Here is a 21,405-nt window from a genome sequence, read left to right as displayed (position 1 = left end):
GTCTTCAAGGATGCTTCTCAATCCACATAATTGCGATCAATTCGAGAGCATATTGCTGTTGCCGGGGCGCTCGGAAATCTGATGAAGCTCATCACATCCGAATTCGAGGATCGACTCGTCGAGAATGGGGGCGGATTGTGCTTCGTCTCAGTCTCTATTGACCAGAGTGTCACTCGAAAGTCAATAGGCAGAGCTTTTGACGTCAATGGAGTTCGACGACGTCTCCGTCGGAGAGAACGTGATCGCGGCCGACGGTTTGGCCATCGAAAGCACTGCTGCCCCATACCTTAGCGAACTTCAATCGAGACGCGATCTCATGATGAACTTTTTCGGCCAGATCCTCAACAGTTCCTCCGACTGGAATGGTCATGGGCGAATCCATGACGACGTCTTCTCCCGGTCGCTTCGTGAAAATTCGAATCAGCCCCAGCGACTCGAACATTCGGATTTTCAGTCGCTCCACATCGCTGGGAGAATCGAGGCCGACAATCTCGATCGGCAATTGCAGGCCGGAAGAGTCTTTCCACTGATTAGCAATCGATGAGGCGCTCGGAAGATTGCCTCGCGTGACTGCGATCAGCGAGCGGATCCGAACGGTGGTGAAATCATCAACAGCGAACCCCGACTCGCAGTCGAGGAGGGTCTTTCGATCCGCCAGCTGTCGATACACTTCGAGTGTTTCTCGTACGGTCTCCGTCGACGATCCATCCAGACAACAGGCGACGAGATCGGCCGTTCGAACCAAGTCGATCAGAGCAGGAGGGACGACGTTCTCGGCGATTGCCGGAGTGTCGATGAGTTGAAACTGGACTCCACTCACGGTTGCGAGACCCGGAATTGGTTCGCGTGTGGAATAGGGATAATCGGCGACGACCGGAGTGGCGTTGGTCGCTTCCTTGAGGATGCGGCTTTTCCCGGTGTTCGGAGCACCGATGAGAACAACTGTCCCGCAGCCCTGACGTGGGAAACGAGAACTCTTGTGCGCGGAATTGCGTGTTCCCAAGCTTTGAACTTCGGCACGAAGCTCTTTAAGTCGCGAGCGGATGGCACCCTGGATTCGGTCTGTCCCTTTGTGCTTGGGGATGACTCGGAGCATTTCTTCGAGAGCTTGCAGACGCTCACGAGGAGTCGAAGCATGGCGGAAGGCTGCTTCTGCTTTGTAGTACTGGGGAGTGAGGTTAGCGGCCATCAAAACTCCCGAACAGGCAAGGTTAACCCGTTCACTCAACACTCAATAACAATATTGGCTGGCCCGGAAATTTCGAAGATCGCGGATCATCGAGTCGAGGGTGAAGGATGATTTTCACCCAAGACTCTGATGACTGCGCGACTTGTAAACACAGCTTGTTTCCATCAATTCAGTGCTTAACGGAAACAGGTAATGTTTAGTTGACTTTGATTAACTCAACTTCGAAATGCAATGTGGCTCCCCCGGGGATTGTTGGAGGTGAACCTTGTGGGCCGTATCCCAAATCGCTTGGGATTTCGAGTTCGATCGCTCCACCTTCCTGAACCAGTTGCAGTCCTTCTGTCCAGCCTTTGATGACTCCACTCAACGGGAATGTGGCTGCTCGGCCACTGCGGTAGGAGCTGTCAAATTCTGTTCCATCATCGAGCCAGCCGCGATAGTGGCAAGTGACTGTTGAGTTCCGGTTAGGCTTTCGCCCCTTTCCTTCTTTGATGATGCGGTACTTGAGACCGGATGGAGTCGCTCGGAAGTCTCCCCGCTCTTCGGCAGAGACAAGCGAAACCGTTTGCTGATTCGCAGCTGGATCACCGCTCGGGCTGACAACATCAAAGTTGCGGTCGTCTTCTGAAGACTTCGCTGCAAAGTCATCCGGGCCAGCGACGCAACCGGCCAGCATCAGGGCGGTCATCAAAGAGCATGAACATGCAGTTGTGATATCGAATCGCATGTGACGTTGATTCCTTCATTGTCATTCATGGTAGATGGAGAAACTCGAAATCGATCATGGTAATCCGCCGCACAGCTTCAGTGTTTCGTGCGACTGGATCACCAACGCTGAGGTGTACTTAGACGATTATTTACTTCTCAGCGAACATCCAAGAGTTCGACTTCGAAGTGCAGAGTTGCTGATGGTGGAATGACGGGAGGAGCACCACGATCGCCGTAGCCGAGTTCCGAAGGAATCTCGAGTTCGATCTTGCCGCCTTCCTTGAGAAGCTGAAGACCTTCGGTCCAACCCTTAATCACACCACCCAGCGGAAATGTGGCAGGTTCCCCACGGTCGTAGGAGCTGTCGAAGACGTTGCCGTTGTCGAGCCATCCTTTGTAGTGACAGACGACAGTGCTTGCGGCAGTCGGTTGAGCGCCTTCGCCGGGTTCGATGATCCGGTATTTCAGTCCGCTCTCCGTTGTCTTGAGTTCTTCTTTTTCCGCCGGCATGGGGTCTTCACTTTCCTTTTTAGGGGTGTCGGTTTCTCGATGCAGATCACCGGCAGCGAAGACGGCGTAATGCTTCAAGCTCAGAAATTTGTTGAGTGCGTTGTTGACGTCTTCTGTTGTCAACGCGGCGATTTCTTCTTCCTGTTTTGCGTAAAACTCCATCGTTCGATCGAGATACGCTGTGTTCGTCAGAGTTGTTGCCAGTTGACGATCGTCGGAACGATCAACAGTTTGTCGCTCCAGATAGCCGTTCTGGGCTGCTTCCAGTTCTTCGGCGGTGACTCCCTTCTCGAGAAGGAGTTCAATCTCTTCTTCAATGGCATCTTCAACCTTGGACATGTTGTCAGGATTGGTGATGGCATAGACAAGCAGAGTCGTGCGAGGATCGATCGATGAACCTCGAAGGATTGAGCCAACTCCGTAGGAGAGCCCGTCTTTCTGGCGGACTCGATCTCCGAGCCGTGATGAGAGTCCACTACTTCCGAGGACGTAGTTGCCCATGACCAGAGCAGGGTAGTTTGGATCATCGTCGGTGATCGGGAAGAGTGTTCCGGCGAGGTAAGTCGCATTTTCTTTCCCCGGAATCAGGATTTCTTCACGACCTCCGTGAACGTCGACAGCTTCTGGACGACCGACTCGTTCGAATGGATAATCTGATGTCCAGTCGGCGAGAATCTCTTCAACCAGAGGTTGAACCTCTGAGATTTCAAAGTCGCCGACGATTGAGACTTCACCGTTGGTTCCGTTGAGGAAGTCTTTGTAGAGACGTTTGATCTCGTCGAGCTCTGTCGCTTTCAGCCGTTCAATTTCTTCTTCGATCGTCGGTGTGTAGCGAACGTCATCAGCCGCGTAGTCCTTGCTAAGTGCGCGAGAGACAGCAACACGAGCGAGGGCTGTGGGGTCGGTGAGTTGTTGTTCGTAGCTGGCGACTTTCGCGTTGCGAATGAGTTCGAGTTCTGACTCTGGCAGCGAGGGGTTTCGAACGATGTCTTTGAACAGTTTGAGAACTTCGGGAAGGAATTCACGTCGAGTTTCGATCGAGAAGTTGATCAGTCCCGGAATTCCAGAACCGGACAGCTTGGCTTTATTCTCATCAAGTGCGTCCTGAATCTCTTGTCGGCTGAGCGACTCTGTCCCGCGAGTCATCAGTGTTGGAAGGAGTTCTGCAGCTGTAGCCAGTCCCTTGAGTGAGTCTGTGTCTCCGTAGCGGAAATTGAACTCGAGGACGACCGCTTCGCCTCGCGTTTTCTTAGGGAGAAATGCTGCTTTCACCCCAGTCGGAAGGTCGACTCGGGAGGTGCGAGACTCGATGTTCGCTGGCGACACATCAAATGCTTCACCAGCTGCGACCGCCTCGCGACCTTGGTAGTCGCCGATCATTTCTGCCAGTTCCGGAGTTTGCGGAACGGTGACTCGTTCTGGCTCTTCGGTCGGGATGAAGAGTCCAGCAGTTCTGTTATTTTGTTGCAGGTACTTCGCTGCGACGCGCTGCACGTCTTCCGGAGTGACTTTCTCGAGTCGATCCCGGTACAGGAACATCAAACGCCAGTCACCTTGTGCTGCCCATTCGCTGAGTTGAACCGCGAGTCTACTGCTGTCGGTGAGCGACATTTCCCAAGTCTTCAGCCAGTAGCGTTTCGCGCGTTCGACTTCTTCTTCGGTCACTCCATCTGTCCCGATGGACTCTGTGATCTCGAGAAGTTTGGAAAGCACATCTCGCGGGTCAACTCCCGGGGAAGCTTCTGCCATCAACCGCAGAACGCCTGGATCGTGCAGAGCGTAGGCAGCTCCAGAGATGCTCGCTGCGAGTTTGGACTCAACGAGTCCGGTGTAGAGTCGTCCGGAAGGGGACGATGTCAGAATGTGTTCGAGTGTATCGATCGCGACATAGTCAGGATGAGCACCTGAGCAGATGTGATAGACCGCTGCGGCCAGTCCAACGTCTCCGACGCGGCGAAGCGTGACGAGTCTTTCTCCGTCTTGGGCAGGCTCTTCAGTATACGTGTCTTCAAGAACTCGGTCAGGCCGAGGGATCGAACCGAATCGCTCATCAATTTCCTTCAGGGCAACTTCCGGATCGAATGCTCCAGCGACGATCACCATTACGTTGTCGGGCTGGTAATACTTCCGATAGAAACGCTGCAGCGATTCGACGGGAACACGCTCAATATCGGCGCGGTTTCCAATTGTCGACTGACCGTAGTTGTGCCATTCGAACGAAGTCGACATGACTTTCTGTCCGAGGATTCGACTTGGCGAGTTTTCGCCTGATTCGAACTCGTTGCGAACGACCGTCATCTCTGATTTAAGGTCTTCACCTTTGACGAAGCTGTTGACGAGACGATCTGCTTCCAGCTGGATCGCGAACTTCAGATTCTCTTCGCTGGCGGGGAGCGTTTCGTAGTAGTTCGTTCGATCGAGCCACGTCGTTCCGTTGAACTGGGCTCCGTGTTCTTTGAGCACTTTTGGAATGTTCGGATGGTCCGGAGTTCCCTTGAATAACATGTGCTCAAGCAAGTGAGCCATGCCTGCTTCGCCGTATCCTTCGTGACGCGAGCCGACGAAAACTGTCATGTTGACTGTGACTTGAGGTTTCGAAGGATCAGGGAAGAGAAGCACCCGGACTCCGTTCTCAAGCTGGTACTCAGTGATTCCCTCCACTGAGGTGATTTCTTCAGCGCCAGTGACAATTTGTTGTCCTGATATCATCATAATCATCCCTGAAATGAAGAAGCACAATCCGTTTCGGAACATGATGGGAGTCCTCGTAGCCGATTGAGAATGGAAGCCGTCTCGCAGGCGGATGAGCGAATTGAGTGTCTCATGATTCAATTCCTGCTGATACTAACAGCGAGGCCTGGATTTGCAAACTCTTCAACAGTCGAGTGTTGCATGCGATAGATGGACTGCGGACGCTTTTCTTTGCACGGCGATCCGCCGTCATTTGGGCCACGATGATCTTTGACGTTTTGGCTTGGTGTGGCAATAGGAAGACTGGGGAAACCAATGTGTCAGGGATGACTTTTCGTTCTGACTCCGGGGCGAATTGGCTGGTTCCGATTTCGGGGGAGAGCATCACTGTCTTCGAACAGACAAAAGGTCGATGAAGTGCGCATCGGCCGCCTTTCATTGCTGAAGCAAATCCCGGAACTCCGCATGGACCTTGAGTGTCACTCCAGCTCGAACGACCTTCGATCGCAAATTGTCGATGTGTTGACCGAGGAAGCATCCCAAGCTTCGAGTGGACCGGTCCGCAGAATGCTTCTTCGTTCTGCGTGTGAAGTCATCGAGACTCAAATTTTTGATCGCGAGATCCACTCGCCAGCTCAGAGGGCAAGCAAGGCGGGGGGCCTTATCGAAAATCGCACGATCCTCCGCGTTCAGTGAAGTGAGCTTCGGTTGTCTCGATTTCGAGGTTGGAATCGAAAATTGCCGATGGGTTTCTCAGTCTGAAGCTTTGGTGCAATGCATAGGTTTGGGGGATCGTTCCATCACTTTCTTTATGAGTGAGTCGAGCGATCTGAACAAGCCTCTGTCAATTCGGAACGGTCTTCACCTCGCGTTTCCGGTTCACCCATTTCTGTTTATGAGGCGATATTGAGAGTTCCTTGAGGGCCAGTCCTGGAATGAGAATTTGAGGCAATCGGCCAAGTCACTTGTGATCGCTGATGGGTTGTTGCTCCAGTGAGGATTTATTCCAGATTGTGAGAAACTTGTTAAGTCTCTGATGCCCGGGGCAAAAAACGAAAAGTGCAGCGCAGCATGGAATTGGGCTCAATTCAATCCGGCAGAATCTCGAAATAGTATCGGTCTGGTCACACCTCGTTAGCGGGTGCCTGGCTGGTGAATATGACGAGTCAGGAATCCGGGGAATCTTCTTCCATAGCTCATTTTTTTATTGACAATTTGCGACGATCCGAGAGAATCTGGAGGACTGAAAGAGAGCGTTTTCAATCCCCTAACCTCTGTCCCTGTGTCGTCATTCTGAAGGCCGAATGAGTCGGACCTGCTGACGCAAATTGCTTATCCAAGGGACTGGAAAAATGGAATTGGTGGGTGGAGAGAGTACGGATTGACCGTCGCGGATGCGTTCATTTCAGTATGAAGATGGTCATTCGAGTGTTTCAAAAAGTTTTCATGTCGTGAAGTCGGTATGAAGAGGGTTTGAAATGCGGCCAGTAGATCAGACGGGATTTTGGTGTCGAGGTTCGCAGTCTTGCGAGCGGCACCACCCCGATTGAATGTTTTGATTCCGTTGCGTTCGACTTGATTGTTTCGAAGATTTCTCAAGAAATCAGATTCGAGGCATCGGTCTGCGGCAACAGTCCATGGTCTGAATCAATGATTCGGAGTGTGGGTTTCCAGACGATCGTTCCGTCCTGCGGAAGAGATTCGTCTGTGTTCGAGATTAGTTGATCGCGGGGATTCCATTTTCCTCGCGGATTTGTGATTCGACCTGACGGAGGAATCTCCGTCGAATCACGTTGAGATTGTGGAATTTGGTAGAGACGACACGGACTTTTCCGCGCGTCATTGTTGAAAAGTCACTCATTGACAGAGATGAGGGGAGATTGGTTTATGGAGTTTTCCTTCGAGGTTGACCCAGAGGTTGACATCGCACTTGGCATTGAATCCGCTTACAGCGACGATGGAGCTGAGTTCGAAGAGGGTGTCGAGGAATTTGACATTTGCGGGTACGATCCGCTTACTCCAACTGAGGCGAAACCTGGTTCCGAAGATAAAGTCAAAATGTTGGCCGCACGTTACTCCGCTGGAGTTCCACTGTGGCACGACAGTGACTGCTATGATCATGGTCCAGACCTTCAAAATGCTCTGACCGATTCCGACGTCAGCGGAGTTGACGAGTTGGATGAACTTGAGATCGAAGAAGAGTAATTTTTTCGAAAGTGCTGAAGTTCGATGAAATCATCAACCGAATTTTCACAAGTTGTGAAAATTCGGTTTTTTGTTTGCCCCTGTCCGGTTTCTCTGTGTCTCTCAATCGAAGCATGATTCGAGAGTTAGCTGGCTGAACTCAATTCGGGGCATTCAGAAAACCACGACAGGCAGATTCATGATTGGAATTATCGATTACGGGATGGGCAACCTGCGAAGCGTCCAAAAGGCCTTCGAGTTTCTGGGAGTCCATGCGCAAATCGTGAGTCGTCCGAGCGAGTTGGACCAGTACCACGGATTGATTCTGCCGGGAGTCGGGGCATTTCGAGATGCGATTCAGGAAATCCGTCAGAAGGACTTTCCGTCTGCTCTCCGTGATTCTGTCGATTCCGGAAAGCCGCTTCTCGGAATTTGTTTGGGACTGCAGCTTCTCTTCGAAACGAGCTACGAAGATGGAGAATATGAAGGCTTGGGATTAATCGACGGGGATGTCGTTCGGTTTCAGAATGAGCCGGAACTCAAGATTCCCCACATGGGCTGGAATGCTGTGGATACCGTTCAGACCCATCCGTTGTTGGAAGGAATCTCAACGGAATCGCATTTCTATTTTGTGCACAGTTTTTTCGTCCGTCCCAGCGATCGAGTGACCGTCATCGGGGAGACGACTCATGGAACTCAGACCTTTGCTTCAATCGTAGCAAAGGGAAACCTGATGGCGACTCAGTTTCATCCGGAGAAAAGTCAGCGGGTCGGATTGCAACTCCTGAGAAACTATGCCAATCTCGTTGAAGAATCTGCGACAATTCGGAGTTGAATGTCGGTGATCAGTTTTCAGTTTTGCGGAGTGAACTCTTGAACCATTTGCTGCGAATTGGATGTCTCGGACTTTTGGTCGACACAATTTTCACTTCCGCCGTCTTTGCTCATCCCGGACATGGTGCGGTCTCTTCCGAAAGCACCGCGCATTACATCATCGAACCAGTCCATGGTGGATGGATCGTTGGATTGTTGCTGCTCGTCGTGGGCTGGGCTGTTTTCTTTCGAAAGAAGCCCGCTAAGAAGTACGCCCGCCAAACTGTGCGTGGCACTCAGCATCCGCGAGACCGATTCCATCAATAGACGATCGATGCTTTACCCCATCGGAGCGATGTGAGGGGCTGATGCTTTGCCCTCATTCTGTGGCTATCGTTTCAGTTCGAGTTCCCTGATCGGATGAGAGTCAGCGAGCCCAGGTCGATTCCCTTTTCACCGGCCAATGAGTTTATTTTGACGCGAATTGGATAAACCCCAGCTTCGAGGTCGTACTCATCAATCTCGAGAGTCGCCCAGCTCGATTTGTCCTGGTAGTTCGTTGAGTACAAATAGTCCGGTTTGGGAACGAGCGGTGGATCGAAGGCTTTGGGAATGTTAACGGCGGTTGTCTGATCGCCGATTTCGATGCGAAGTTGACTTCCAACGCTTTCAAGCGGACAGGTGTATTCGAGGCTGATTGAATATCGTCCAGCTTCTGTCACTTCGATGGTCCACTCTGGATAAGCGTCCGTGTTTGTCCAATCAGTGATCCAGCTGTTGGCATACCCGGCCGAAGTGTCGCCGGTGTAGCGAATCCCTTCTCCAACGTCCGGGATCAAGAAGGCTTCATTCGCCGGGAGCCGAAAAGCATTCCGGGAGGGATGACCCACTGGAATGCGCACATCATCGAGCGAATCGAGATCGATCGTCGATCGCCATTTGAGGTAGCTTTCACGGAGTTGTGTGACCACTTCGGGATGGAATGCAGCGACGTTTTTCTGCTGGCCTGGATCGGAAACCATGTCGTACAGCTTCCAATGCTGAGAGTCGGCCGATGCTCCCTGAATTGTGGCTCTCCACTGATTCGTTCTGACGGCTGCACGAAAGTGTTTGGGGCGAGTCATTCGATACATATCGGTAAAGATCGTCCGGCTCGGCCATTCGGACGGGGAAGTCGAATCGGTCAGGAGCGGAACGAGAGATGTTCCGTTGAGTCGCTCTCGAACTTCTTCAGGCACTTCAACGCTGCAGAATTCTGCGAGTGTGGGCAGCAAGTCGAGATGTGAAGCGATTGGCTCCACCATGGTTCCGGATGAAATGACATCTGGATAGCGGACCAGGAGCGGGACGCGCGATCCGCCTTCGTCGATCGACGCTTTGCGTCCTTTCATTCCCGCGTTGAACCGATCCGAGTTGGCCCCGTTGTCAGTCAGGAACAGAACTATTGTCTCGTCTGCGGAAGTTTCATCGAGGGCGGCGATCAGTCTCCCGAAATTGTCATCAATGTTCGCGACCATGGCGTAAGCACATTGCGCTTTGGTGTCGAGCCCCATCTTGTTGAAGCGATTCCAATACTCATCCGGAACGCGCCAAGGTGAGTGAGGGGTGTTGTAAGCGACATAGCAAAGCCAAGGTTCGTCATCGTCTGTCTGAATGAACTTGATGGCTTCATCAGTCAGAAAGTCAGTGATGTAGCCCTGTCCCTGAATCTCTTCTCCGTTGTGCTCAAGCGGTGGATCGAAATAGGTGTTCCAGTGACCGGCGCAGAATCCGATAAACGTCTCGAAACCCTGTCCATTCGGGTGCATTGGCATGTGTCGTCCGTTGTGCCATTTCCCAAAGCACGCGGTCCGATAGCCAGCGTCTCGGAAGAGTTCGGCAATTGTGACTTCCTCTGGACGTACGTTTTCGAACCCTCGGGTGACTCCACTCACTCCGGTTCTCAAGTGGTCTCGTCCGGTGAGAAGACTCGCTCGCGTTGGGGCGCACACCGGGCTGACGAAGAACCGTTCAAATTGTGCTCCCGAACGAGCGAAGTCGTCGAGATTCGGAGTCTGAAGGTGCGGATTCCCATGTAAACTGAGATCGCCATATCCCTGATCATCAGTCATGACAATCAGCACGTTCGGATGCTTTGTCGCTGCCCAGCACAGATTGCTGAGAAGCAAAGCGGCTCCAGCGATGGCGAATGGCGTCCTCACGAAATTCGCAAAGTTGAACGCGCTTTGTTTATGCATGAGCACATTCTGAGTTTGTTTTACGGGCTTTTGGAATGATGAGTTCATGTGAGTTCGCGAAGACCGTTTCGAAGCATGCTCTGGCATTGCGACGTCTTCCAATTCAGGGAACAACCGTGTTGGAACGATTGAGATGGGTAAATTATCGAATTTGGCTTTTGTGTGTTGCTGATTCTGATTGCTTCAGTCGGTTCCGTCAAACTCGCAGGAAGATTGGTTTAACGTGATCAATCGTGCGAACCGTTAATTTCATTCCATCTTCGAAGAGGCACGGAACCGTCAGGAATTGACTCGATCGGCGACACAATCGCGGCATTTGATGGCATTGGTTTCTCCTGGATGTGATTGTCGAAGAATGATTGATGCGGTTCATTGTCGGTCGTGACGACCTGTTCCGTTCTGCTCTCCGCCAACGGCAGTGAGCTGATTTGTGCTCTATGAGTATTTCCGATCGTGAAATTTTTCTCTCCAAACTTCCGCAACTCGCTTCTCAACCGTTCGATCACCGCTGCCCGGCAGTCGTGGGTCGGGGGTGGACTGTCGCAACAGGTGACGAGAACCCGGCTCTTTCTGAAGAAGCAGCTTTGGGTTTGGCCGATCATCGCTGTGATCTTGTTGTTCGGAATTGGTGTCTTCGTACAGTCCGCGATCGAGCAGACCATGAAGGCCAATCTCAGCGCCGGGTTGACGGCGTTTCGAGATCTTCAGGCAGAGATGCTCATCAGTTGGCTGCGTGTTCAGGAATCAAATGCTCAAGCTGAGGCGAATGACCTCGATGTTCGTCAGCACATCTACGAGCTGATCAAAACCGATCCCAGTGAGAAAGCGGATGCTGAGACACTGGCTCGAATTAGAAATGAGCTGACGAAAGAAGTCTCCGCTCTCCTTTCTTCTCATGCGTATGACGGATACTTCGTCGCAAATCGAGATCACGAGATCATCGCCAGTTCGGATCAAGAATTGGTCGGTCAGAAGAATGTTCTGGAATACGACAAATTTCTGGATCGAATTTTCGACGGAGAAGCGACCGTCACTCCTCCGTTTCCCAGCGTTGTTCGAATGGATACCGAGCAAGGTGAGTTGAGAACCGGACAACCGGTGATGTACGCAGCTGCTCCGGTTCGTGATGACAGCTTTCAAGTTGTGGGTGCGCTCGCTTTGCGGATTCGACCCGACGAAGAGTTCACTCGCATCCTTCAGTTGGGACAGGTTGGAGAGACCGGGGAAACATACGCTTTCAATCGCGATGGAATGTTGGTTTCGAACAGTCGTTTCGATGACGAGTTGATTTTGCTGGGGCTGATCCCCGACGAAGCGGATTCAAAATCGATCCTCAGACTGCTGGTTCGTGACCCTGGCGGAAACATGACGACAGGTTATCGTCCCAATCAGCGACGCTCCAAGCTTCCGATGACGTTTATGGTGCGAGATGCGATCGCTGGGAATACCGGTGTAAATGTCGACGGATACAATGACTACCGTGGCGTTCCCGTCGTGGGTGCGTGGACTTGGATTCCGAACTACGACATTGGCGTGGCTGTTGAAGTCGATGTCGCTCAGTCTTACCGTCCGCTGTTTATTCTCAAGCAGACGTTTTGGGGGCTGTACACATTGCTGGCACTCGCTGCCATCGCCATCTTCATCTTTACTGTGATTGTGGCCAAGCTGCAGCGAAAAGCACAGGCGGCAGCGATCGAAGCGCAACAACTCGGTCAATACACACTCGAAGAAAGAATCGGCTCGGGAGCGATGGGGGAAGTCTATAAAGGGTTCCACTCAATGCTTCGCAGACCGACGGCGGTGAAGTTGCTCAACCCGGAAATCGTCAACGACACTTCCGTCGCTCGCTTCGAACGTGAAGTTCAAATTACATGCAAGCTCAACAATCCGCACACCATTGCGATTTACGATTACGGTCGGACACCGGAAGGCGTGTTTTACTACGCGATGGAGTATCTCAGCGGAATTGACCTTCAGAAGTTGGTCGAATCTTACGGTCCACTGAATGAGTCTCGAGTCCTTCAAATTCTGGACCAGATTTGCAGTTCACTTTACGAAGCTCACTCGCTGGGACTGGTGCATCGAGACATTAAACCCGCCAACCTGATGCTGAACCGTCGCGGCGGGGTTCCCGACGTCGTTAAAGTTTTAGACTTCGGTCTGGTCAAAGCGGTTGATGATGACAAGCAGTTCAAAATGACTACTGCGGATTCGTTGACTGGAACTCCACTCTATATGTCACCGGAAGCCATTCAAGCTCCTGCGACTGTGGACGCACGGAGTGATCTGTATGCAGTGGGAGCGGTTGGCTATTACCTGCTGACGGGAAGACCGGTTTTCCAGGCCCGAAATCTCGTCGAACTGTGCAACTTGCATGTGACTGAGGCGCCAGTTGCTCCTTCAGAATTCACTGGGGAGACAATCACCGATCAACTCGAGAGCGCACTGTTGAGTTGTCTGGAAAAGTCTCCCGCGAAACGACCACAGACAGCCCGAGATCTGTCGATGCTGCTTCGCCGTTCGCCACTATTTCAAGATTGGACGTTCGAAGACGCGGACGCCTGGTGGGGGAAATTCGAACGCGGAATCCGCCCTGATCGTCCTTCTGCCTCGCAGTCGTCGACGAAGAAACAAGGCGAAGCGACTTCAAGTGCGAAAGATACTTCTCGCACAGATTCGGGAGATGACGATCCGCCGTCGTCGATGGATCGAACGATCATTCAGTAATGTCGATCAACAAGAATTCTTCTACGAATTCGAATCGCTCTTCTCTTCTTGAGGTTGATCGAGCACGACACGAACTGTCGCAGCTTTGATGATCTTGTGCAGTTTCTCCGTCCCGTCGGTGAGCCAGCCGATCGGGTTTCCACGGTTTGCCATTTTCGGTTTTCCGCCGTTGGAAATGGGAGTTGGCCCGTAAAAGATGCAGAACGCATTCGCTGGCGGCCAGTAGCCGAGTTCACCGATCCCAAAATCGGCTCGAGCATCCGGTTCGGGATCACAGGCAACGGGCGTCTGGAAATAGATTTCGTCTCCCCACCAGTTTGCTTTGGCTTCAAGAGGAAGTGCTTTGGCGATGGCCTGAGCTGTCTCGCTGTCGTTGAGTTCCGCTCGTAGCGTGACGTTGTTCAGCACGATTCGAATCGGTGTGGGCATCGATGACATCTCCTAGCAGAGTTTGTTGTCGCTGATTCTTGCTCGAAGGACTTCTCTGCTTCAATGTTGGTTGCGGACGTGCGAAATAAATCGATAGCCTAACAGATCGTCGACGTTTCAAGAGTCTGTTCGTTCGAAACGATTCCAGTCCGCGTAGACTCATCTGATCACGGCAATTCGGGAAACACACCTTTCTCCAGGAAGATACACATGAAAAACATGACCTGTGGCTTGTTCACCTTGGTCACGGCAGTGTTCAGTGTTGCAGTTCCCTGTTCTGCATTTCTCTTTTCTGCGGGGCTGACGATGGCGGACGAGCCGCTTCCGGTTCTGTATCAGGACGACTTCGAAGGTGGCGCCGACCGATGGTCTCCCACAGATGACTCGAAGTGGAAAATCACGGCAGAAGATGGAGATCACGTTTATCATCTTCTCGGCAAGAGTGACTATGCTCCTCCGCACCGGAGTCCACACAGTATTTCGTTGCTGAAAAATCTGTCTGTGAGTGACTTCGTCATCACCGCAAAAGTAAAGACTCTGCAATCTTCGCGAGCCCATCGAGACATGTGTCTCTTTTTCGGGTATCAGGATCCGTCGCATTTCTATTACGTGCACCTTGGCGAGAAAACTGATCCGCACGCCAATCAGATTTTCATCGTCAATAATGCCCCTCGCGTGAAGATTAGCGAACAGGTCAATAGTGGGACTCCCTGGAAAGACGACACCTGGCACACTGTGAAACTCGTTCGCAATGTGGATGATGGATTGATCGAGGTCTATTTTGACGACATGAGTTCGCCTCAAATGGTGGCTCACGATCAAACGTTTCAATGGGGGCAGATTGGGCTCGGATCTTTTGACGACTTCGGAATGTGGAACGACCTGGAAGTTCGCGGTCGAAAAGCTGTTCGTGACTCAGATCAGTAAACTCAAACGCTCAACGCCATCTGAATTGTCATTGCTTCATTCATCATCCTGATTCAATCGAAACAAGGAATAACCAATGGTTAAAACTGCCTCCACAATGCTGCCTCTCGGCAATGCAGCCCCCGATTTTTCACTTCCGAACGTCGACGGGAAGGACGTCTCCCTGAACGACTTCGCAGGTAAGCCGCTGCTGGTGATGTTCATTTGCAATCACTGCCCGTTTGTCGTCCACCTGCGTTCTGCTCTGGCTGAGTTTACCTCGGAGTACCAGATGAAAGGGCTAAGCGTTGTTGGCATCAGCGCCAATGATGTCTCGACACATCCGCAGGATGGTCCGGAAGAAATGAAAGCTGAAGCGAAGTCAGCCGGGTACACGTTTCCCTATCTCTACGATGAAACTCAGGAAGTCGCCAAAGCGTATCACGCTGCCTGCACACCGGACTTCTTTCTCTTCGACAGTGATCACAAGCTGGTCTATCGAGGACAGTTCGACGACAGTCGCCCGCAATCGGACATTCCGATTACTGGTCAAGACTTGAAGGCTGCCTGCGATGCTCTTCTGGCGGGTGAGCCCATTCAAGAGGATCAGAAGCCAAGCATCGGATGCAATATCAAGTGGCGTGAAGGAAATGCTCCCGCTTACTTCGGGGGATAACACTCCGCCGCTGCAGCACATCTCAGCAGCGATTTGAGCTCGAAGATGTGACTTTGTGAATCGCTCGTCCGAGCCAACATGCAAGAGGTACTTTCCTCATTGGTTGTTGGCGCGGACGCGTTCATTTTGGGGCGTCGATTTGGTCAGAATCTGTCTCGTCGCTGGCCGATTCTGCTTCCAAGCGTTGAGAGACGATTGGTTCGATCGACTGCTTCCAGAATTCTGCGAGTTTGCGTTCACCAGTCAGAGTGGGGTGAATCGCGTCGGCGAGGTGATCGGGATCGATCGAAATCGACGAGTTGGCGTCGATCAACATGAGATCGCGGTCATCAGCAACCTGAGTGAGTTCATCCCGCAACCAATTGCCGAGCTCTTTGACTTCGCGCACATCTTCAGGCGTTGTTCCGAGGGAGGCGTCAAGCTGCGAATCCGCTTCGGGATGTGCGGCCATGAGTTGGATGCAGATGATCGGGACGGCTTCACAGTCTTCGATTTTGTTCAACAGCAGATCGAGGTTTTTGCGAAACTGCACGACACCGGCATCCGTCGGTTGCTTATTGATGCCCGACTGAGGTGCAAACTGCGGAGATCGTTGGAAGATGCGATAAGCAATGACGTCGTAGAGCACGAAGCTTCCGAGCAACCGCTCCCACAATGGGGCCAGCGTGCGTTGTTGATGTTGTTGCTCGTCGGGAGTTTCGCTGACGACGTAAGTCAAGTCATTCCATCCCAGATAGAGCAACACGAAGTCCGGTTTCAGCGGGCAGACGCGGCTTTCGAAACGGTGCAGAGTGTGAAACAGGTTGTACCCCGGGACTCCCGCGTTCAGGACTTCAATCGTGAAGTTCGATCCATCGGGAATCGATTTCTGAAGTCGCTCTTCAAGAATCCGGGCAGCTTCCTGGCCGTCGCTGGCGAAATATCCGAACGCCGAAGATCCGCCGAGAACTGCGATGCGAAGAGTTTCTGCAGCTGCATCTTTTTCGATTTCGGGTCCACGAAGGCCGAACTGGTTCGTGCGAATGTCGAACGATCCGGACTTCAGCCGGAAGTTGTTTCGAAGAGTTGCTCCGTTCACCGGGTCGGGGACAAAGAGGTCAAGTTGCGGAGCGAAGCAGTTGGTCGTCCAACCTCTTGAAGCGATGTAGACGCGAAGCGAGAGTTCTGAGATCACAATTGAGACGGTGAAAATCAGAAGCGCCAACAGCAGAAATAACCTGAGCCGGGGCCGTTTTCGGGACCCGGCTCGGGTGGTTGAACGAGTGGAGACGTTCAAGGGTAGAGCATCTTTCCTAAAACTATGTCGCGTTTAAGAAGCTCGACGTATGTAGTGAAGCTGTGAGTTTGAACTAGTCTCGGCAACTGTCGAACAGGGCTGTCGAGAGGTAGCGTTCCCCGGAATCGGGAAGGACGACGACGATAGTCTTGCCTTCGCTTTCCGGACGGGCTGCGACTCGGAGTGCAGCTGTCATCGCTGCACCACAGCTGATTCCGCAAGTGATGCCTTCTTCACGGGCGACGCGCGGAGCCATTTCGAAGGACTCTTCGTCCGTGACTTGAACGACTTCGTCAACGAGGCTCATGTCCAAGTTGTTCGGGATGAATCCAGCACCCAAGCCCTGAATTTTGTGCTTACCAGGTTCTCCTCCGGAGAGGACAGGACTCGCTGCGGGTTCGACAGCGATGGAGTGAATCTGCTTACCTTTGACGTTCTTGAAGAACCGTGTCACTCCGGTAATTGTTCCACCGGTTCCGACGCCAGCCACGAAGATGTCGACGTTGCCTTCCGTGTCGTCCCAGATTTCGGGACCGGTTGTCTTTTCGTGGATGGCAGGATTTGCTGGATTGTTAAACTGCTGCGGCATGAAGAAGTTGTCTTGTTCAGACAATTCGGTTGCCTTGTTGATGGCACCCTTCATCCCGTCCGCTCCGGGAGTCAACAGCAGGTTGGCGCCGAAAGATCGGAGCATCATGCGTCGTTCGATCGACATTGTGTCTGGCATGGTCAGCGTGAGTGGATATCCTCGGGCGGCACAGACGAATGCGAGTGCGATTCCGGTGTTTCCGCTGGTTGGCTCCACGACCTGCATTCCCGGCTTAAGAAGGCCTTTCTCTTCGGCATCCCAGATCATGGCAGCCCCGATCCGGCACTTCACCGAGTAAGCTGGATTGCGGCCTTCGATCTTGGCGAGAACTCTGGCTTTCAACCCTTTGGTGAGATGGTTGATCTGGACGAGTGGAGTCCGGCCAATGGAGAGTGAGTTATCTTGATACACAGGCATGAGTCGTTCCTCCTGATTTCTGCTCGTCTAGTTGTTTTCGAAAGCCTCCTTTGCGGATTATGGAGGGCAGGCGGTTTGCGAGCAATAGGGATCATGTCGAGGGCAAGGCAAAATCCCGCCCGGTAGAAAATCAGAGCCAGCTGACGTCTCCGAAGTTCGATGTCGGAGATCCGGAATTCGACTGTTCTCATCAGAGCAACTTTGCCGATGATCACGAATACAACGTCACGATCGCGCTGGGGGGCAGTGCTGGGCGGCAATTCTTGCCGTGTGTGGCGTCGTAGGGGGGGAATTCATGCGACCGTTGCGCTCACTGGTCAATGCCAGCGTTTTGGCTTGCCTGTGTTGTTCGGTATGGACGCCGAACGGACACAACCTGGCAGCCGATGATGGGATTGAAAGTTCATCCGTCATTCCAATTCGTCGATCGACAATCAACGAACAGGAATTGTCTCTGACCGTCGAGACAATCGAAGAGGGGACGTCGAGTCGTCGAGTGCGAAGCGCCGCGATTGAACAGTTCCCAATTCAAAAACTGACTCCACATGGTCAACAGTCAGCGATGGGAATTCTCGATGATCTCACACTGTTCCGCCGACTGCCTGTCATTGAGTTCGAAGCAGACCCGCAAGTCTATGACTTCTTTGCAGACCGACCCGATGTTGCGGTGAGTATCTGGCGAGCGATGGATATTTCCAAGGTCGAACTCGATCGTAAGTCGCCGACGCTCTTCGAGACGAACACCAACGATGGAACTCAAGGAACGGTTGAAGTTCTGCTCCGGGATTCGGAAAACTATATTGTTATGTGTCGGGGAGAGTTTAAGAGTCCAGCGCTCAGCTCACCTATTCAGGCGGTGGCGATGATGCACTTGCGACCGACATTCACTCCGAAGGGCGTTCGACATCAGGTCGATCTCTATGTTTCGCTTCCATCAGATGCAATCGCTCTGATCGCAAAATTGATCTCTCCGATCAGCAATCGCATCGCCGATCGGAACTTCGAAGAGATCAGTCTGTTCGTCAAAATGATGTCGGTTGCGATGACGCGACAACCGGGATGGGTCGAGGCTGTGGCTTCGCGCCTTGAAGGAGTTTCCGAAGAAGACCGCGGAGCTCTGTTGCAGACGACAGCAGAAGTTTATGTGAATGCGTGTCGAGAAGAGCAGCGAGCAACGGGAGCTGCGCCGACTCTCGAGGGAATTTTGCCACCGCAGATCACAGAAGCAAAGCCGTAACTCGCTCTACTGAGTCTGAAACCGTGGCGCGTCGGTGAGTTCGTCGGCTGCTCGAGACGCTGATTGAAGTGGAAGTGCCTCGGAAGACTGCTGAAAGTCGAGTTGATCTTCAGCGTCTTCTGTTTCTTCACCGGATGGAGATGTCGCCTGTCGCGGTTCGGGGGGACCGATGACGCCTGCATCTTCGAGGGTGACGAAAGTCATGAAAGCCAGCAACGCATAGGCAAACGCTGCCGGTCCAAACTTCGTCCCGTACAGCTTGAGTGCGGTTCCGAATGATTTCTTCAACTTCGGGACCGGTCCGGACCATCCGACGGAATAGATTTCGTCAAGCAAGAGATGTGAGAAAAATCCGATCGTCACTGCTCCGGACATCAGGATTTTCACGGATAGCTCATCACTTGGATAGAAGAGATACGTTGCTTCAGCAGAAATCAGCATCGCTGGGATGCTGTGAAACATGCCGCGATGGACGCAGAGTTTGGCCACCAGCCAAGATCCTCCATAGCGGATCGCGAAGTACATCAAGAGCAACGTCAGCATGACAGTTTCGGTGTCGGTCGGAAGTCCTGCCCATTTCAGGACATACCCAATCAGCACGAGTGGGACGACGGCAGCCGTCAGCGAAAAGATTTCCTGACCTGGTTTGCCCGTTGGGGAATCAAGATCGGGAAGCATGCCTCCTACGCCAGCGAGATATCCAGCCAGGGCAGCTTGTGTCGGCTGAAAACCGAACATGAACGTGGCTGCGAGTCCGTACCCGACTCCCAGCAATCCACTAAAACCAACATGCTCCTTGAATGACGCCATTGCGTCCTCCATGACGCTGGTTCACTGCGAAAGATGGTCGAAGAAAACAATTGCTCCTTCGCTGCCAATCGACAAATCATGCCTTGAGAAGACATGCGATCGAATGCGCGTGCCACTACTGAAACCGCATCGAGCTCCGGTTCGATGGCTGGTTTTCACTTACATTCGCTGCGGAATAGCATAGATCGCAAAATTCATCAACGGGAAGTCGTTCCCGTAGCCGGCTGGAGCAGCAGTTCCGGTCGTTTGAGCACGAGAAAATGTCCGTGGTCGGCAGTGACGATCATGACTGATTCGTCCCACGAACTGTTCTTCTCGACCCAGTTCGTGATGACCTGCACCGCTTCGTCGCCCGAAATTACAGCACCGATCGAGTTGTCGATGTTGTTGTCGTGGTTTGCCCAGTCGACGTCACCTGCCTCGAGTAACATCCAGAAAGGTTTGCCGTCTGCTTCCAGAACGGTAAGTGCTGATTGCGTCATTTCTGCGAGCGTCGGGTTTTCTTCGAGGTCGGCTGGCGTGTACGACTCGGCGGTTTTGCTGCGACCTTGAGTCGGGTTGTATTGACCGTCAGCTGTGCGAAACGGCAAGTGTGCCGCTTCGACACCGTAGAATCCAAAGAGGCGATGGCCGTTGGCTGCCGCATGTTTGGCGGCTTTCTGGAGCTCAATTGCACCGTCTTTGCCTGCCTGGCGAGTCGAGACGACGTATCGCCCGCCCTTGTTGACATCAATCTTTCCGATGGAACCCTCGGCGAGATAGGCATTTCCTGGAACAAAATTCTGGCCTTGTCCGGAATCGAGATCACGCGCAACTCCGTAGCCAGCACCGATCAGTACATCGACACCTTCCAAAGGTTTTTCCTGGTGGGAAATGGAAGGGAGGCCGAGCAGGTCGTTCGTCAGGTCTTGGTAATCATTCCTCGAAACATTGTGCGCGTAGGTAGCGGCTGGTGTGGCGTGGCTGATGGGGACGCTGGTCACGACTCCGATTTGATATCCCTGCTCCTGAGCTGTGTGAGCGATGGTCCGAACTCGTTCGCCGCTGTGGTCAACGTTGATGGCCGCGTTAAAAGTCTTGATGCCTGCCGTCATGCTCGTGGCGGAACTTGCCGAATCTGTATATGCCTGTCGGGGGCCTGCTTTGGTTTTCTTGGCGAGCAGGTAAGTTGGGTCAGAAGGCTCACTCCAGGGAGCTTCGCCTCCGCGCTCGAACCAATAGCCACCGAGTGCCGAATTGAGATCGGAAACCGCAGTCTGAAGATCGACGTTCACTTGAGCGTCATCAACATAAGGGCTCGTGACCATGAACCCATATTGCGTTGTTCCGTTCGCTGTGTAGTCCTGGAAATGCAGTCCGTTTCCTCGCCCTTCGTCGTATGTTATGGCCCCTTGTTTGTAGACGTTTGCTGCACGAGTGGTGATCCAGTCCATTCCATCGAAGACGACGAGGAAGATATGTTTCTTCCCCGCAGCCAGGGCTGCTGACTGGATTTGCATGATGTCTGTCTGATCACAGTATTCCGCGTGAGGGTTGAGCGTGGCTTGCGGAAGTCGTCCGTAGAGTTCGGTGATGCTCTCAGCAGATCGGTAGCGGCTATTTGGACCGGTGTAGTCATTCAGGTCGATGCCTTTTCCGGCACCAAGCGTACCGAAGGTGTAAACCGGGATCAGCCGATTGCTATGGGTTCCCCATTGAAGGTACTGGTCAGCTGTCCACCCCCAATGTCCGAAGTCAGCTTTTTTCGCTTCGACTGCATCAAGCTGGATCGTTCGAAGATAGTCAGAATCTTGTGCCTGAACGCATTGAACAGCTGCCAGCAGCGCACCGAGAGCGAGGAAATACCGCATAATAAACGCCATTGATTTGTACAAAGTGGAGAGGCTTTGAACGCAATTGGGGGAGGGTTTCGCCTTTTCAGTCACAGCGACTCACGTCTTGAAGACTGAAAATGGATGCAGGAAGTCTAAACACATATTCCCGGACAATAAAGGAACAGAGGCCGG

General features: G+C 52.6%; 16 protein-coding genes. 7 read left to right on the top strand and 9 right to left on the bottom strand.

Annotation, left to right across the window (positions count from 1 at the left end):
• Positions 1–202: 202 nt before the first annotated feature.
• From AB1L42_RS11265 to AB1L42_RS11255, 3 genes are all read right to left on the bottom strand, one after another.
• Entirely contained in the window at positions 203–1,189 is a 987-nt protein-coding gene (locus AB1L42_RS11265) for a TGS domain-containing protein (protein ID WP_367054923.1), read from the bottom strand.
• A gap of 196 nt (positions 1,190–1,385) precedes the next feature.
• Complete coding sequence (locus AB1L42_RS11260) at positions 1,386–1,916, bottom strand: FKBP-type peptidyl-prolyl cis-trans isomerase (protein ID WP_367054920.1); 531 nt, start codon at positions 1,914–1,916, stop codon at positions 1,386–1,388.
• Between the two features lie 137 nt (positions 1,917–2,053).
• Positions 2,054–5,119 carry an insulinase family protein gene (locus tag AB1L42_RS11255; RefSeq protein WP_367054917.1) on the bottom strand — a complete coding sequence of 1,022 codons (3,066 nt, stop codon included), beginning with the start codon at positions 5,117–5,119 and terminating at the stop codon, positions 2,054–2,056.
• A 1,866-nt stretch (positions 5,120–6,985) separates the two neighbouring features.
• On the opposite strand from AB1L42_RS11255, the gene AB1L42_RS11250 reads away from it, so the two are divergent.
• The 3 genes from AB1L42_RS11250 (at position 6,986) to AB1L42_RS11240 (ending at position 8,422) form a co-directional block, all read left to right on the top strand.
• Positions 6,986–7,303 carry a hypothetical protein gene (locus AB1L42_RS11250; RefSeq protein WP_367054914.1) on the top strand — a complete coding sequence of 106 codons (318 nt, stop codon included), beginning with the start codon at positions 6,986–6,988 and terminating at the stop codon, positions 7,301–7,303.
• A 178-nt stretch (positions 7,304–7,481) separates the two neighbouring features.
• Complete coding sequence (hisH, locus tag AB1L42_RS11245; protein WP_367054911.1) at positions 7,482–8,117, top strand: imidazole glycerol phosphate synthase subunit HisH; 636 nt, start codon at positions 7,482–7,484, stop codon at positions 8,115–8,117.
• A 38-nt stretch (positions 8,118–8,155) separates the two neighbouring features.
• On the top strand, positions 8,156–8,422 hold the full coding sequence (locus AB1L42_RS11240; protein ID WP_367054908.1) for a hypothetical protein: 267 nt from the start codon (positions 8,156–8,158) through the stop codon (positions 8,420–8,422).
• A gap of 71 nt (positions 8,423–8,493) precedes the next feature.
• Here AB1L42_RS11240 and AB1L42_RS11235 read toward each other — a convergent pair whose 3' ends face one another.
• Positions 8,494–10,332: a sulfatase-like hydrolase/transferase gene (locus tag AB1L42_RS11235; RefSeq protein ID WP_367054905.1), complete on the bottom strand. Its 1,839-nt coding sequence runs from the start codon at positions 10,330–10,332 to the stop codon at positions 8,494–8,496.
• Positions 10,333–10,785: 453 nt separating this feature from the next.
• Here AB1L42_RS11235 and AB1L42_RS11230 point away from each other — a divergent pair, with 453 nt between their 5' ends.
• Positions 10,786–13,059: a serine/threonine protein kinase gene (locus AB1L42_RS11230; RefSeq protein WP_367054902.1), complete on the top strand. Its 2,274-nt coding sequence runs from the start codon at positions 10,786–10,788 to the stop codon at positions 13,057–13,059.
• 21 nt (positions 13,060–13,080) lie between these two features.
• Here the strand turns inward: AB1L42_RS11230 and AB1L42_RS11225 are convergent, their stop codons facing one another.
• A complete protein-coding gene (locus tag AB1L42_RS11225; RefSeq protein WP_367054899.1) occupies positions 13,081–13,488 on the bottom strand; it encodes a cyclophilin-like fold protein in 408 nt (135 codons plus the stop codon).
• Positions 13,489–13,698: 210 nt separating this feature from the next.
• Between AB1L42_RS11225 and AB1L42_RS11220 the strand changes: the two genes are divergently transcribed.
• Positions 13,699–14,415 (top strand): hypothetical protein, encoded by a 717-nt coding sequence (locus AB1L42_RS11220; RefSeq protein WP_367054896.1) that lies wholly within the window; start codon positions 13,699–13,701, stop codon positions 14,413–14,415.
• Between the two features lie 76 nt (positions 14,416–14,491).
• The gene (locus tag AB1L42_RS11215; protein WP_367054893.1) at positions 14,492–15,070 is read left to right on the top strand and encodes a thioredoxin family protein; all 579 of its coding nucleotides are present in this window, start codon (positions 14,492–14,494) and stop codon (positions 15,068–15,070) included.
• Positions 15,071–15,191: 121 nt separating this feature from the next.
• On the opposite strand, the gene AB1L42_RS11210 is transcribed toward AB1L42_RS11215, so the two are convergent.
• Positions 15,192–16,274: an SGNH/GDSL hydrolase family protein gene (locus AB1L42_RS11210; protein ID WP_367054890.1), complete on the bottom strand. Its 1,083-nt coding sequence runs from the start codon at positions 16,272–16,274 to the stop codon at positions 15,192–15,194.
• A gap of 145 nt (positions 16,275–16,419) precedes the next feature.
• Positions 16,420–17,352: a cysteine synthase A gene (gene cysK, locus AB1L42_RS11205; RefSeq protein ID WP_367054887.1), complete on the bottom strand. Its 933-nt coding sequence runs from the start codon at positions 17,350–17,352 to the stop codon at positions 16,420–16,422.
• Between the two features lie 295 nt (positions 17,353–17,647).
• On the opposite strand from cysK, the gene AB1L42_RS11200 reads away from it, so the two are divergent.
• Entirely contained in the window at positions 17,648–18,589 is a 942-nt protein-coding gene (locus tag AB1L42_RS11200) for a hypothetical protein (protein ID WP_367054884.1), read from the top strand.
• Positions 18,590–18,595: 6 nt separating this feature from the next.
• On the opposite strand, the gene AB1L42_RS11195 is transcribed toward AB1L42_RS11200, so the two are convergent.
• A complete protein-coding gene (locus AB1L42_RS11195; protein ID WP_367054881.1) occupies positions 18,596–19,399 on the bottom strand; it encodes a metal-dependent hydrolase in 804 nt (267 codons plus the stop codon).
• A gap of 197 nt (positions 19,400–19,596) precedes the next feature.
• The gene (locus AB1L42_RS11190; RefSeq protein WP_367054878.1) at positions 19,597–21,261 is read right to left on the bottom strand and encodes an alkaline phosphatase; all 1,665 of its coding nucleotides are present in this window, start codon (positions 21,259–21,261) and stop codon (positions 19,597–19,599) included.
• Positions 21,262–21,405: the final 144 nt, after the last annotated feature.

Source organism: Thalassoglobus sp. JC818 (genome assembly GCF_040717535.1).
In the GTDB taxonomy this organism is placed as follows: Bacteria; Planctomycetota; Planctomycetia; order Planctomycetales; family Planctomycetaceae; genus Thalassoglobus.
Note: the sequence above shows the minus strand (reverse complement) of the source record. Positions and strands in the feature narration are given on the sequence as shown.